Here is a 13,787-nt window from a genome sequence, read left to right as displayed (position 1 = left end):
TCGATCTCCTTATTGAATGCCGCCAAGACAGAGGTATTTGATTTCGAGGTAATCCTCGATGCCGTAGCGCGATCCTTCCCGGCCGCAGCCGGATTGCTTGATCCCGCCGAACGGCGCCACTTCGGTGGAAATGAGGCCGGTGTTGACCCCCACCATGCCCGCTTCAATCGCCTCGGCCACGCGCCATACCCGGGCGAGATCGCGGCTGTAGAAGTAGGCTGCCGGGCCGAATTCGCTGGCGTTGGCCTGGGCGATCACGTCCGCCTCGTCACGGAAGCGGAACACCGGCGCCACCGGGCCGAAGGTTTCTTCGCGCGCCACGCGCATCGCGGGCGTCACGTCGCGCAGGATGGTCGGCTCGAAGAAGGTTCCGCCCAGCGCATGGCGCCGGCCGCCGGTGACGATGGCCGCGCCCTGCTCCAGCGCGTCGGCGATATGCGCCTCGACCTTGGCCACGGCCTTGTCATCGATGAGCGGGCCCTGCATCACCCCGACGTCCATGCCGTTGCCGACGTCGAGCGCGGCCACGCGCGCGCTCAGCTTGGCGATGAACGCGTCGTAGACCCCGTCCTGCACGTAGAGGCGGTTGGCGCACACGCAGGTCTGCCCGCTATTGCGGTACTTCGACACCATCGCGCCTTCCACCGCGGCGTCGAGGTCGGCGTCGTCGAACACGATGAACGGCGCGTTGCCCCCCAGTTCCATGCTGACCTTCTTCACCGTGCCGGCGCATTGCCGCAGCAGCAGCCGTCCGGTCTCGGTGGAACCGGTGAAGGTCAGCTTGCGCACCTGCGGGTTGCTGGTCAGCTCCCCGCCGATCGCCACCGGGTCGCCGGTGACGACGTTGATCACGCCGGGCGGTATGCCGGCTTCTTCGGCCAACACTGGCCAGGGCCAGCGCCGACAGCGGGGTCTGTTCCGCCGGCTTGGCGACGACGGTGCACCCCGCAGCGAGCGCCGGCGCGATCTTACGTGCCAGCATGGCATTTGGGAAGTTCCACGGCGTGATCGCGGCGACCACACCCACCGGCTGCTTGATGGTGATCAAGCGCTTGTCGCCCTGCGTGGCGGGAATCACGTCGCCATAGACGCGCTTGGCTTCCTCGGCAAACCACTCGATGTAGGCCGCGCCGTAGGCGATCTCCCCCTTGGCTTCGGCCAACGGCTTGCCCATTTCCGCGGTCAGCAGCCGCGCCAAGGGCTCGGTGTGCGCCAGCACCAGGTCGAACCAGCGGCGCAGATAGCCCGCCCGCTCCTTGCCGGTCAGCGCGCGCCAGGTCACGCCCGCGGCATGGGCCGCGTCGATGGCGCGGCGGGTTTCGGCCGCACCCAGACGCGGCACGCTGCCGATGGTCTCGCCGGTGGCCGGGTTGTGCACGTCCAGGCGCTCGACGCCGTCCAGCCATTGCCCGTCGATGTAACAGCGGTCCTGCAGCAGTTCCGCCTCGCTCAAGATTTCCATTCTCTATCCTTCGACGGCCGGTGTCGTTGCCCCGCCGCCCACTTGCGTTTGATCAGCGCAGAGCGTGTGAAAAAATTCGTCCCACAGGGATTCCCTGCGGTCATCGCCGCAGGATGAGGTCAAAGCGAGAAGCACAGCTGTACAAGTGGTACAGCGAGCATCACAGCTTTGAGATCACCCTGCGCAGCAGGATTTTTCGCAAGCTCTCAGGCAAACACGTGACCGTGCTGCGCGTCCCACTCCAGTACCGCCGGTGCCCCGATGCTCAGCCCCTGGCCATCGCGCACCGCCATGCGCACTGCGACTTCCTGCTGCCACGGCGTCTGCACCGCGAAGTGCATGCTGTCGCCCAGGTACGTCATGTCACGTACCGTCACCGCCGGGCCGTGTCCTGCGGCTGCCGCGGCAGGACGGATGCGCATCTGCTCCGGGCGCACCATCAGCGTGCCCTCGCTGCCGGCCGCGAGCGCACTGGCGGCGCCCTCGACCGCGTGGCCGTTGGGGAACACCGCGCGTGCCCGGCCGCTGCCCATCTGCTCCACCTTGACCGGCAGGAAGTTGGAGTTGCCGATGAAGCCGGCGACGAAGCGCGACGTCGGGCGCTCGTACAGCTCCTCGCCGGTGCCGACCTGCTCGATCTTGCCCTGGCTGAACACCGCGATGCGGTCGGACAGGCGCAGCGCCTCTTCCTGGTCGTGCGTCACGTAGAGGATGGTGACGCCGGTTTCCTGGTGGATGCGGCGCAGCTCAAGCTGGATTTCCTCGCGCAATTTCTTGTCGAGCGCGGAGAGCGGCTCATCCATCAACAACAGCGGCGGGTCGTAGGCCAGGGCGCGGGCGATCGCCACGCGCTGCTGCTGGCCGCCGGAGAGCTGGCCTGGCAGACGGTCGCGATAACCGGCCAGGTGCACCAGCTCCAGCATCTTTTCCACCTTGGCCTTGATCTCGGCCTCGGGGCGGCGCCGCACGCGCAACGGGAAGGCGACGTTCTCGCCCACCGTCAGGTGCGGGAACAGCGTGTAGCGCTGGAACACCATGCCGATGTTGCGCTGGTTCGGCGCCACCTCGAGCAGCGACTTGCCGTTGAGCAGCACCTGCCCCTCGGTCGGCCCCTGGAAACCGGCGACGATGTAGAGCGTGGTGCTCTTGCCCGAGCCGGACGGGCCGAGAAAGGTCATGAATTCGCCTTGCTGGATATCGAGCGAAACATGGTCGATGGCCACGACCTGATCGTAGGTCTTGCGCAGGCCACGAATCTGCAAAAACGGGGTCGTCATGAGCGTGTACCTCTCTTCAACAGGGAAACCAGCAGCATCAGCACGATGGTCAGGGCCACCAGCAGGGTCGATGCCGCCGCGATCACCGGGGTCAGGTCCTGGCGCAGCGTGCTCCAGATCAGTACCGGCAAGGTTTGCAAGGTGGGGCTGGCCATGAAGATCGACAGTACGACCTCGTCCCACGAAATCAGGAAAGAAAACACCGCAGCGGCGAACAGCCCGAGCCGGATCGCAGGCAGCGTCACGCGCCACTTCACCTCGATCGGCCCGGCGCCGCAGATCATGGCGGCGTCTTCCAGCGCCGGATCGAAGCTCTGCAAGGAGTTGCCGATGGTGATGATCGAGAACGGCAGCGCGATGATCAGGTGGCCGATGACGAAGCCGGTCAGCGTGCCGGTCAGCCCGAGCTTGAGGAAGAACGCATAGAGCGCCACCGCCAGCACCACCACCGGCAACACCATCGGCGTCAGGAAGAAGGCCTGCAAGGCGCTCTTGCCGAAGAAGGTGCTGCAGGCGAGACCGAGCGACGCCAGCAGGCCCAGCGACACCGACAGCACGGTGACGATCACCGCCACCTTGGCGCTGGTCAGCAGCGAGTCGACCCAGACCGGATCGGTCAAGAGCTGCTGGTACCACTGCAGCGTCCAGCCCGGCGGCGGAAACACCAGCCATTGCGAATCGCCGAACGACAGCGCGGCGATGAACACGATGGGCAGCAGCAGGAACAGCATCACCACGGTGCCGACACCGATCAGGCCCCAGCGCCAAGCCCCCAGACGATCAAAATCGAGCAACATCTCAGCGTCCTCCGAAACCGGTGCGTCCGCCGCCGAGGTAGCGCAGCTGGACGGCGTAGAGACCGAGCGTCACCACCAGCAGCACGAAGGCGGCAGCGCCGGCGAGACCCCAGTTGAGCAGCGACTGCACCAGCTGGGCGATCAGCTCGGCCAGCATCATGTAATTGGTGCCCCCCAACAGCGCCGGGGTGACGTAATAACCGAGCGACATCACGAACACCATCAGCGCCCCGGACGCGATGCCGGGCAGCGCCAGCGGCAGCAGCACCAGGCGCAGCGCCTGCCAGCGGCTGGCGCCACAGATGGCGGCGGCGCGCAGCGTGGAGGGATCGATGGCGCGCAGCGTGGCGTGCAGCGGCATCACCAGGAACGGCAGCATGATGTAGGTCATGCCGATGGTGACGCCGACCAGGTTGTTCACCAGCGCCAGCGGCTCGTCGATCACGCCGATGGCCATCAGCACCCGGTTGATGAGACCGGTCTGCTGCAGCAGCACCATCCAGGCGTAGGTGCGCGCCAGCAGGTTGGTCCACATCGACAACAGCAGCACCGCGAACATCAGCTGCGACCAGCGCTTGGGCAGCACGGCGAGCAGCCAGGCGGTCGGAAAGCCGATCAGCAAGGTGATCAGCGTGACCACGCCGGCCACCATGAAGGTGTTGAAGAACACCCGGACGTAGGTCTGCGAACCGAGCAGCTCGACATAATTCTGCAAACCCGGAGCCGGCTCCATGACACTGCGCAGCAACAGGGTGAGCACGGGGATCAGGAAGAACACCCCCAACAGCAGCAGCGCGGGGAGCAGTAGCTTGACGCCACGCGATTCGGCACCGATCTTGAATCGGCGGCGCACCGGAACGGCGGCAGAACTCAAAGCAGTGGACATGACAACTCCTAAACGACACGACGGCTAGACAGGCGGGCGGGACGGCGGAAAGCCGTCACCCCCGCCCCGGCACCTTACTGGGTCTGCCAGGCGTACCAGCGCTTGGCGATCTCTTCGCGATGCTCGGCCCAGTAGCGCATATCGAGGTTGATCTGGCTGGCGCCATGCTGATCCGGCAGCGACTTGACCGCGGCCGGCGTCATCTTGCTCTTGGCCTGCAGGTTGATCGGCGCATAACCGGTTTCGCCGGCAAACTTGGCCTGGGCCTCCGGGCTGGTGGCGTAGGCCAGGAACTTCATCGCGGCCGCCTTGTTCTTGCTGCCCTTCGGAATCACCAGCATGTCGGCGGCGGTCAGGTTCTGGTTCCACGACATCCCGACCGGGGCGCCGCTTTGCTGCAGGGCGTTGACGCGGCCGTTCCAGAACATGCCGATCGAGGCCTCGCCCGATGCCAGCAACTGCTGCGACTGGGCGCCGCCGCTCCACCACACGATCTGGCTCTTGATGCTGTCGAGCTTCTTGAAGGCACGGTCGATGTCGAGCGGATAGAGCTTGTTGGCGGGCACGCCGTCCGCCAACAGCGCGATCTCCAGCACCCCCGGCGCCGACCACTTGTACAGCGTGCGCTTGCCGGGATAGCGCTTAAGGTCGAACAGGGCGGCCCAGGAGGCCGGGGCGGCGCCTTTCAGGGCCGGCTTGTTGTAGCCCAGCACGAAGGAGTAATAGAAGCTGCCCACCGAATTGGGCGAGACGAAGCGCGGGTCTACCCCCTTGAGCTGGGCGAGATCGAGCGGCTCGAGCAGCCCGTCCTTGGCGGCCTTGTAGGCAAAGTCGCCCTCGACGTCGACCACGTCCCAGTTGACGTTGCCGCTTTCCACCATGGCCTTGAACTTGCCATAGTCGGTCGGGCCGTCCATCGCCACGTTGACGCCGCTGGCGGCGCTGAATGGCTTGGCCCAGTGCTTCTGCTGCGCCTGCTGGGTGGTGCCGCCCCAACTGGTGAACACGAGGCTCTCCGCCAGCACCGGGGTGGCGGCCAGAATGCCGAGGCTGGCGGCCAGGGCGACGCGAGTACCAAACGCTTTCGTTGCAGTCATGATGTCATCTCCTAGGTAGAGGTAATGCTGTTGTTCTTGTAGCTTGACGGTGCCGGCCTGAACGCTCAGGCCAGCGGGGAAAACGGTGCCGGCTTCATGATCTTGCTCTCCATCTCCTCAAGGAGAGCCTGGATCTTGGGCGCGAACGCCTGCCAGGCCGGGTCCTTGGCCAGAGCGGCGCGGCGCTCCTCGCGCTCGTCCAGGCTGGAATACGCCCAGATGTGCACGATCTGGTTCAAGGGGCCGATCTCGGAAAAGAAGTAACCGACCAGGTTGCCGAGATACTGCTTCTGCAACGCGATACCCTCCTCTTCCACCAGTTTCAGGTAGGCCGGCACGGCGCCGGTCTTGATGCGGTAGGTGCGGATTTCGTAGTACACCTTGTCCTCCTCAGCGCATCACGAACGGGTCGGCGATCGGCTCGTCCGAGGTGCGGATCCACACCGACTTGGTGCGGGTGTAGTCCAGCACCGACTCCATGCCGCCCTCGCGCCCCAGGCCGCTCAGGCCGTAGCCACCGAACGGCACGATCGGCGACACCGCGCGGTAGGTGTTGACCCAGACGATGCCGGCGCGCAGCGCACGAGTAAGCCGATGCGCACGGGTCAGGTCACGGGTGAACACGCCGGAGGCGAGGCCGTAGACACTGTCGTTGGCGAGCGCGATGGCCTCGGCCTCGGTATCGAAGGTCACCACGCTCAGCACCGGGCCGAACAGCTCCTGCGTCACGCTCGGGACTTGGGCATCGGGGCAAGCGAGGATGGTCGGGCGGTAGTAGTAGCCCGCGTCGAACCCCTCCGGGCGCACGCCGCCGGTCACCAGCTCGGCGCCGGCCTCGAGGCTCGCCGCCACCACACGCTCGATGTGCTCGCGCTGCTTCAGCGTCGCCAGCGGCCCCATCTCGGTGGCCTTGTCCTGCGGGTCGCCGATGCGGATCGCCCCGGCCTTGGCCTTCAGCGTGGCCAGCAGGCGGTCGCGCACGCCGCGCTGCACCAGGAGGCGCGAGCCGGCGACGCAGCTCTGGCCGGTGGCGGCAAAGATACCGGCGACGATGGCGTTGCTGACGCTGTCGACATCGACGTCGTCGAACACCAGCACCGGCGACTTGCCGCCCAACTCCAACGAGGTGTAGGCCAGGTTCTCGGCCGAGTTGCGCACGATGTGGCGCGCCGTCTCGGGGCCGCCGGTAAAGGCGATGCGAGACACCAGCGGATGGCTGGTCAGCGCCCGGCCACAATCGGCGCCGAAGCCGGTGACGATGTTGACCACGCCGGGCGGGAAGCCGGCCTCGTGCACCAGGCGGGCGAACTCCAAGAGCGGGGCCGGGCCCTCCTCGGAGGCCTTCAGCACCACGGTGCAGCCCGCCGCCAGCGCCGGACCGAGCTTGACCGCCGACAAGAACAGCTGCGAATTCCACGGCACGATGGCCGCCACCACACCGATCGGCTCGCGCCGCAGGAAGGCGTCCATGTCCGGCTTGTCGACCGGCAAGCAGGCGCCCTGGATCTTGTCGGCGAGGCCGGCGTAGTAGCGGTAGTACTCGGCGACGTAGCCGATCTGGCTTTGCGTCTCGCGGATGATCTTGCCGGTGTCGGCCGTCTCCAGCTCGGCCAGCCGGGCGGCGTTCTCGGTCACCAGGTCGGCCAGCTTGTAGAGCAGCTTGCCGCGCTGGCTCGCCGTCAGGCCGGCCCAGGCGCTGTCCAGGAAGGCGCGGTGCGCGGCCTTGACCGCACGGTCCACGTCCTCGGCGCTGGCCGCCGGCATGCTCGCCCACGGCTCGCCGCTGGCCGGGTTGACGCTGTCGAAGCGGGTGCTGCCGTCTTCGAACTGGCCGTCGATGTACTGCTGAAACCGTCTCAACATGCTGCAAGCTCCTCGAATGGATCAGGCAAACGCCGGCATCACCTGGTTGATGAACAGCTCGAGCGACTTCTGCTTGCGCTCGAAGTCCATGTGGCTGTCGATCCAGAAGCTGTACTGGTCGTAGCCCAGCGCCTCATAGCCCTTGAGGCGCGCGATCACCTCGTCCGGCGTGCCGACCACCAGGTTCTGCTTGATCAGTTCCGGCGCGTAGTTCGGGAACATCGCCAGGTCGTCGTCATTGAGCGGCTCGATGAAGCCCTGATCGATCGACTTCTCGTTCTTGAACCACTTGCTGAAGTAGCAGTAGAAGCGGCGCAGGTCGGCGACGGCGGCGTCGACTTCGCGCTGATCAGCACCGACGAAGGTGTGCATCAGCATCATGATCTGCGGGCGCGGGATGTCAGGGTGGTTGGCGCAGGCGGCGTTGAAGCGCTCCATCAGGCTCGCCACCTCGGCGTCGCCGGCGGCGAGCGAGGTCACCTGCACGTTGCAGCCTTGCGAGACGGCGTAATCGTGCGAGTTGGGATCGCGCGCCGCCACCCACAGCGGCGGGTGCGGCTGCTGCAACGGGCGCGGCACCGGCGTGGTCTTGGGGAACTGCCAGTATTCGCCCTGATGGGCGTAGTCGCCGGCGAACAGCTTCTGCAGGCAGGGGATCATCTCGCGCAGCCGGCCACCGGCGCCCCAGGCGTCGAGTCCCGGGAACATGCGTTCGTACTCGAAGGAATAGGCGCCGCGCGCGATGCCGACGTCGAGCCGGCCGTTGCAGGCCAGATCGGTCATGCCGATTTCGCCGGCCAGCTTGATCGGGTGCCAGAACGGCGCCACCACGGTGCCAGTGCCCAGGCGGATCTTGCAGGTCTTGGCGGCCAGGTAGGCCAGGTTGACGAAGGGGTTGGGGGCGATGGTGAATTCCATGCCGTGGTGCTCGCCGATCCAGGCGGTTTCGAAACCGCCCTCCTCGGCCATCTTCACCAGCGCGGTCATCTCGTCGAACAACTCCTTGTGCGACTTGCCGGCGTCGTAACGCTCCATGTGCAGGAACAGCGAAAACTTCATGATGTGTCTCTCCTAAAATCTCTGGCGGGTGGATTTTTTAATCTTGAAGGTGGATTCGCTCACGCCTTGGCGAGTGATTGCACCGAGCCGGAATGGCTATCACCGATATAGATGCCGAAGGCGTCCTCGGTGCGCTCCTTGACGAAACGCTGCAGCATCGAGCGCATCGCCTCGTCGGTCAGCCGCTCCCACGGAATATCGTCCAGCGCCACCGCGCGCAGCTTGCCGCCCGCCGGCAGTTCGCCCTGCACCCGTCCACGGTAATAGATGTTCACCGCGCCCCCCTCGGCGGCACTCTCCTCGAACACCGCGAACAGGAAGTCGAGCTGGGCATCAACCCCCAACCGATCCAGCACACCGCGCAGGCTCTTGGCGTCCGTGGCCGGCTCCAGGCGGGTGCCGGTGGGCAGCTCGTAGCCCCGGTCCGTCTCCAGCAGCACCACACCGCCGTCGTACTCCAGAATGGCCCCGACCTTGGCTTTCTGCCCGGCCGCAGCGAGCGCGTCCTGCGACAGGCTGAAGGTGAGATACGCCCCGCGTCCGTAACCGAGCGGGCTCACCGTGGTATTGGCGAAATCCACCACATTGCCGATCAGGATGATGTGATCGCCGGCATCCACCACCTGGTGGGTCTCGCAGTCGAACCAGGCGGCCGAGCCGTCGATGATCGGGCTGCCGGTCACGCCCCGATGCCACGCCACCTGCTCGAACTTGTCGGCGGCCTTGGAGGCGAAGATGCTGGACACGTTCTTCTGATCCTCGGCCAGGATGCTGATCGAGAAGTGGCGGGTTTCCGCAAACACCCCGTAGCTCGCCGCGGACTTGCCGACGCAGATCAGCACCAGCGCCGGATCGAGCGACACCGAGGTGAACGAGTTGGCGGTGAAGCCGCGCGGCGTGCCGTCCGCCTGCCGCGTCGAGACCACGGTCACGCCGGTGACGAAGGCGCCGAGCGCCTTGCGGAATTCCATCGCGTCGATGGGCTGGCTCATGCTGGTTCACTCCTCTGCGATTGTTGCGCGCCGGCCGTCACGGGGGTGGCCAGGAAATCGCGCAGGCGTTGGTTGATGTCATCGGGCGCAGTGACGTTCATCATGTGGCGCGCTCCGGCGACGATATCGAGACGGCCCTGCGGCGCCAGTGCGGCCATCGCCCGCGACATCTCGGGGCTCGAATTCGGATCGAACTCGCCGGTCATGAACAGCGCCGGCATCGCCAGCCGCGGCAAGCCGTCCGCGTGCACCGCATCCGAGCTGGCGAACAGGCGGTAGGTTCGGGCGTAGCCCTGCGGGTTCACCTCGGTCAGAAAACGCTTCACCAGGTTGGCCGAAGCCTTCAGCTCGGCCGGCACCGGCTCGCCGAACCAGCGTGCCAGCGTGGAATCGACGGTGGCGGCCACGCCGGTGTGCTGCAGCGCCTCGGCGCGTTCCAGCACCGCGGCACGCTGTTCCGGGGTGCGCATGAACACGGCGTTGAGCGCCGCCACGCGCAGGGTCCGCGCCGGGTAGGTCAGCGCGAATTCCAGCGCCACCAAGGCCCCCATCGAATGGCCGACCACGTTGGCCGAAGCGATGTCCAGATGGTCGAGCAAGCCGGCCAGCTGCGCGGCGTAGTCGCCGAGCGCGACATCGTCGGGCGGCACCTCGCTGCCACCGTGGCCCAGCATGTCGTACACGATCACCTTGTAATCGCGCGCGAACTCGGCCACCTGCGGCGCCCAGATCGCCTGCCCCATGCCGACGCCGTGAATCAGCACCAGCGGTTCGCCGCCGCCGTACACGCTGAAGGCGGTGCCACCCACCGTGCCGGACAGCAGCGGTACCGACGCGTCGTGCTCAGGCTTCATTGCTGCCAAGCTCCTGCAGATCCTGATAGCGGTTGCCGATGCGGTGATGCGGACGGCCGCCGATCGAGGCTCCCAGCGCCACCACGATCTCGTCCGGCGCCGGGGCGTCGTTGATCGAGAACTGGATGGTCAGGTAGTGCGAGCGCATGCCCTCGTCGTCCTTGTGCATCATCGGGATCATGATCGGGCAGTTCGGGCCGCCGCGGACGTTGGTGAAGCTGAGGTAGCTCTTGGCGCCCACGGCCTTGCGGTAGTAATTGCCGAAGCGCAGGGTGTGGATCAGCGCCGAAGCGTGCTCGACCTCGCCGTCGGTGCCGACCACGGCGGCCTTGCCGTAACCCTCGATCACTTCGCCCGAGCCGGCGATGCGCAGGATTTCGCCGGTCAGCAATTCGCCCAGCACCGGAGCGATGGCGTGGATCTCCGGTTTCAAATCGTCCACGAAACCGCGCCCCGCCCAGGGGTTCTTCAACACAGCCGCCGCCGCGAACATCTTCAGCGGCACCGGCGCGGCCTTGCCCCCTTCGATCAGCGTCTCCTCGACATAGGTCACCACTTTGCGAATCCCGACATCCATCGTCTTTTCTCCTCAGCCTTGGCGCCCCGCGCCGTTCGATTTGCGATATGTTGGTATTACGGTATACCAAGAAATAATCGATAGCAAGTGGATTGTATGTTGGTATACCATAATACAGAACAAAAAAGAGACAGCCGCCAGCAACGGCGTCGGCACTCGAACGACTAGGATGAAACGTTCACTCCCTTCCCAGCCGGAAGGGCATTACATGAAAAGGAGCACAACGATGAGCAAGGAAACCTTCGACCGCGGCCTGGAAATCCGCAAGGCGGTACTCGGAGAAGACTACGTCAACCAGGCGCTGGCCAACGCCGATGAACTCTCGATGCCGCTGCAGCAATTAGTGACGGAATACTGCTGGGGCACGGTGTGGGCGCGCGAAGGGCTGGAGCGCAAGACGCGCAGCCTGATCAACCTCGGCATGATCGCCGCGCTGAACCGCCCGCACGAACTCAAGCTGCACGTGCGCGGCGCCCTCAACAACGGCTGCAGCAAGGAAGAAATCGTCGAGGCGATCCTGCAGATCGCCATCTATTGTGGGGTGCCCGCCGCTATCGACGCCATGCGCATTGCGCGCGAGGTGTTGAACGCCGATAGCGCGGGGTAAGATCAGTCCGCCGGCGGCAGCAGCACGCGCCAGTCGGCCTCGCCCAGCGTCAGATGGCAGGCCAGACGCCAGGTGTCGGCGGTGTCCGGCCACTCCTCGGCGGCTGCCATGGCGGCGTCGATCAGCCCGGCGCGCAGCATCACGTTGCGCTCCTTTCGGCCAACCTTGACGGTGCCGGGCTGGCCCAGGTGTTCGACGCGCACCTTGCAGGTGCCGCAGGTGCCCTGGCCGCAGCGCCAGTGCAGCGGCAGCTCGTGAAAGCGCGCGACGTCGATCAGCACATCGCCCGCTTCGGCGGCAACCTCCTCCAGCACCTGCCCGCTGGATTGATCGATAAAGCGGACGATCGGCATCAGAATTCCAGCGCGATGAAATCGAGCTGGTCACCCGCCGCCACCACCTGCCCCGGCGCCAGGCGCACCAGGCCGTCGGCCCAGGCACACGAGGTCAGCACCCCCGAACCCTGGTTGGGGTAGCGTTCGAGCACGGTCTGGCCGTCGCGCACCACGCGCCGCACGCGCAGGAACTCCACGCGCTTGGCGTCGGGACGGCCCCAGTCGAAGGCGGCAGGATAGCGCACCGTCGTCGTGCCCGCCGCGTCGGCCACGCCAGCGCGTCGCTGCAGGAAGGCCTTCACCAGCACCGCGAAGGTGACGAAGCCCGACACCGGGTTGCCCGGCAGGCCGATGAAGTCGGCGCTGCCGACCTTGCCGCTGGCCAGCGGCTTGCCCGGCTTGATGGCGATTTTCCACAGATTGAGCGCCCCCTCGGCCTCCACCGCGGCCTTGACGTGATCTTCCTCACCCACCGACACCCCGCCGCAGGTCATGATCACGTCGGCAAAGTCGGCGGCGTCGCGCAGCGCCTCGCGCGTGGCCTGCAGCTCGTCGGGGATGATGCCCAGGTCGCTTACCTCGCAGCCCAACTGCATCAACGCCGGCACCAGCCAGTAGCGGTTGGAGTTGTAGATCTGGCCGGTCCCAGCGGCTGGCCCGGCTCGACCAGTTCGTCACCGGTGAAAAACACCGCCACGCGCAGCGGCCGCACCACCGCCACCTCGGCGATACCAAGCGAGGCGAGCAAGCCGATATCGGCGGTGGAAAGACGCTGACCGGCGGCCAGCACGGTCTGGCCGTTGGCGATATCTTCGCCGGCACGGCGAATATTCTGGCCGGCGACGGGCGCCTTTTGAATCGTGACGCGGCCGTCCTCCTGCACCTCGCACTGCTCCTGCATCACCACCGCGTCGGCCCCGGACGGGATCGGCGCGCCGGTAAAGATGCGCGCAACACTGCCCGACTGCAGCGCATCGGGCACATGGCCCGCCGGGATGCGCTGCGACACCGGCAAAGGTTGGCCGAAGTCCGCCACGCGCAGGGCGTAGCCGTCCATGGCGCTGTTGTCGTGCGGCGGCACGTCCAGAGTGGCCACCACCGGCACCGCCAGCACGCGGCCGCAAGCCTCCAGCAGGGAAACGGTTTCGGTCTCGGTCACGGCGTCGGCGCGCGATAGCAGCCAGCTCGCGGCCTCGTCAACGGTCAGCATGTTTTGCATCGGGTAAGGTACTCAACAGGAAAGCGACGATGCCGGCGATATCGTCTCGATGAAACTGCGGCAAGGTCGTGTCGATGGGGACGTCGCCAACCACGGCCAGTACCTGCGGATCGTCCGGGTACAGGCGCGGACTGGCGAGCGCGCTATTGATCACTTCGATCTTGGGCACCGGGGCGTGCTTGAAGCCCTCGGCCAGCACCAGGTCGCACGGAGCGAGCCGCGCCACGTGCTCCAGCAGCGGGTGATCGTTGCTGCCGGGCAGCTCCTCCACCAGCAGCCGGCGCCGGCCGGCCGCCAGCAGCACCTGCCGCGCCCCGGCCTGGCGATGGCGCCAGCTGTCCTTGCCCGGCACGTCCCAGTCGACGTCGTGGTGAGTGTGCTTGATCACCGCCACGTCGAGCCCATGGGCCACAAGTCGGGGCAACAGCCGTTCAATCAGGGTGGTTTTGCCACTGCCGGAATAGCCGGCAAAGCCGATCACGTGCATCGTTCAGCATCCGCAAGAATCTAGGCCCGGCGCGCAGGCCGGGCGGAACAGGGCGATGATAACACGCAGGGGGATGCCACCTAATCGGGCGAAATGACTAGTCTCGACTCACCCGGTACCGATGAAGAAAATCGTCACGAGCAGTCCCCCCGGCGGGATGAAGGGCCGCACAGAAATCGCAATGAGCACGCAGCCTCTGAGGATATTTCATCACGGAGCCCCCTGGGGGCACAGCTTCGCCGCGCCCGGCAAAAAGATTCGCACGCAGTGCGCCT

At 66.2% G+C, this 13,787-nt stretch carries 15 protein-coding genes and 1 pseudogene; 1 reads left to right on the top strand and 15 read right to left on the bottom strand.

Annotated elements, in window-relative coordinates:
• Nucleotides 1–9 precede the first annotated feature (9 nt).
• The 11 genes and pseudogenes from ABKF58_RS13350 to ABKF58_RS13300 all read right to left on the bottom strand — a co-directional run bounded on the left by ABKF58_RS13350 (nt 10) and on the right by ABKF58_RS13300 (nt 10,864).
• Nucleotides 10–1,462 (bottom strand): annotated as a pseudogene (locus ABKF58_RS13350) (NAD-dependent succinate-semialdehyde dehydrogenase).
• Nucleotides 1,463–1,668: 206 nt separating this feature from the next.
• Nucleotides 1,669–2,739: an ABC transporter ATP-binding protein gene (locus ABKF58_RS13345; RefSeq protein ID WP_482581165.1), complete on the bottom strand. Its 1,071-nt coding sequence runs from the start codon at nt 2,737–2,739 to the stop codon at nt 1,669–1,671.
• Nucleotides 2,736–3,536 carry an ABC transporter permease gene (locus ABKF58_RS13340; RefSeq protein ID WP_482581163.1) on the bottom strand — a complete coding sequence of 267 codons (801 nt, stop codon included), beginning with the start codon at nt 3,534–3,536 and terminating at the stop codon, nt 2,736–2,738. Before ABKF58_RS13340 ends, ABKF58_RS13345 begins: the two co-directional genes overlap by 4 nt.
• Nucleotide 3,537: 1 nt before the next feature.
• A complete protein-coding gene (locus tag ABKF58_RS13335; RefSeq protein ID WP_014087602.1) occupies nt 3,538–4,422 on the bottom strand; it encodes an ABC transporter permease in 885 nt (294 codons plus the stop codon).
• A gap of 74 nt (nt 4,423–4,496) precedes the next feature.
• A complete protein-coding gene (locus tag ABKF58_RS13330) occupies nt 4,497–5,519 on the bottom strand; it encodes an ABC transporter substrate-binding protein (protein ID WP_014087603.1) in 1,023 nt (340 codons plus the stop codon).
• A gap of 65 nt (nt 5,520–5,584) precedes the next feature.
• A complete protein-coding gene (locus ABKF58_RS13325; protein WP_008953667.1) occupies nt 5,585–5,899 on the bottom strand; it encodes an NIPSNAP family protein in 315 nt (104 codons plus the stop codon).
• 10 nt (nt 5,900–5,909) lie between these two features.
• Complete coding sequence (locus tag ABKF58_RS13320) at nt 5,910–7,382, bottom strand: aldehyde dehydrogenase (protein ID WP_482581160.1); 1,473 nt, start codon at nt 7,380–7,382, stop codon at nt 5,910–5,912.
• Nucleotides 7,383–7,403: 21 nt separating this feature from the next.
• Nucleotides 7,404–8,441 carry an LLM class flavin-dependent oxidoreductase gene (locus ABKF58_RS13315; protein ID WP_482581158.1) on the bottom strand — a complete coding sequence of 346 codons (1,038 nt, stop codon included), beginning with the start codon at nt 8,439–8,441 and terminating at the stop codon, nt 7,404–7,406.
• A gap of 59 nt (nt 8,442–8,500) precedes the next feature.
• Nucleotides 8,501–9,433, bottom strand: a complete 933-nt coding sequence (locus tag ABKF58_RS13310; RefSeq protein ID WP_482581156.1) for a flavin reductase — start codon at nt 9,431–9,433, stop codon at nt 8,501–8,503.
• The gene (locus tag ABKF58_RS13305) at nt 9,430–10,287 is read right to left on the bottom strand and encodes an alpha/beta fold hydrolase (protein ID WP_482581154.1); all 858 of its coding nucleotides are present in this window, start codon (nt 10,285–10,287) and stop codon (nt 9,430–9,432) included. The genes ABKF58_RS13310 and ABKF58_RS13305 overlap by 4 nt, the downstream gene beginning before the upstream one ends.
• On the bottom strand, nt 10,277–10,864 hold the full coding sequence (locus ABKF58_RS13300) for an amino acid synthesis family protein (protein ID WP_014087609.1): 588 nt from the start codon (nt 10,862–10,864) through the stop codon (nt 10,277–10,279). The genes ABKF58_RS13305 and ABKF58_RS13300 overlap by 11 nt, the downstream gene beginning before the upstream one ends.
• Before the next feature lie 226 nt (nt 10,865–11,090).
• Here ABKF58_RS13300 and ABKF58_RS13295 point away from each other — a divergent pair, with 226 nt between their 5' ends.
• On the top strand, nt 11,091–11,471 hold the full coding sequence (locus ABKF58_RS13295; RefSeq protein WP_014087610.1) for a carboxymuconolactone decarboxylase family protein: 381 nt from the start codon (nt 11,091–11,093) through the stop codon (nt 11,469–11,471).
• 2 nt (nt 11,472–11,473) lie between these two features.
• On the opposite strand, the gene ABKF58_RS13290 is transcribed toward ABKF58_RS13295, so the two are convergent.
• The 4 genes from ABKF58_RS13290 to mobB are packed head-to-tail and all read right to left on the bottom strand — an operon-like array spanning nt 11,474 to nt 13,512.
• Nucleotides 11,474–11,824, bottom strand: coding sequence for a 2Fe-2S iron-sulfur cluster-binding protein (locus ABKF58_RS13290; RefSeq protein WP_482581152.1), 351 nt, complete (start codon nt 11,822–11,824; stop codon nt 11,474–11,476).
• Nucleotides 11,824–12,402 carry a molybdopterin-binding protein gene (locus ABKF58_RS13285; protein WP_482581150.1) on the bottom strand — a complete coding sequence of 193 codons (579 nt, stop codon included), beginning with the start codon at nt 12,400–12,402 and terminating at the stop codon, nt 11,824–11,826. Before ABKF58_RS13285 ends, ABKF58_RS13290 begins: the two co-directional genes overlap by 1 nt.
• Nucleotides 12,402–13,016 carry a molybdopterin molybdotransferase MoeA gene (locus ABKF58_RS13280; protein ID WP_482581148.1) on the bottom strand — a complete coding sequence of 205 codons (615 nt, stop codon included), beginning with the start codon at nt 13,014–13,016 and terminating at the stop codon, nt 12,402–12,404. Before ABKF58_RS13280 ends, ABKF58_RS13285 begins: the two co-directional genes overlap by 1 nt.
• Complete coding sequence (mobB, locus tag ABKF58_RS13275; protein ID WP_008953658.1) at nt 13,003–13,512, bottom strand: molybdopterin-guanine dinucleotide biosynthesis protein B; 510 nt, start codon at nt 13,510–13,512, stop codon at nt 13,003–13,005. Before mobB ends, ABKF58_RS13280 begins: the two co-directional genes overlap by 14 nt.
• Nucleotides 13,513–13,787: the final 275 nt, after the last annotated feature.

It is taken from the genome of Pseudogulbenkiania sp. AW2-16, assembly GCF_056824575.1.
The sequence above is the reverse complement of the archived record's forward strand: the minus strand, read 5'-3'. Positions and strand labels throughout refer to the sequence as shown.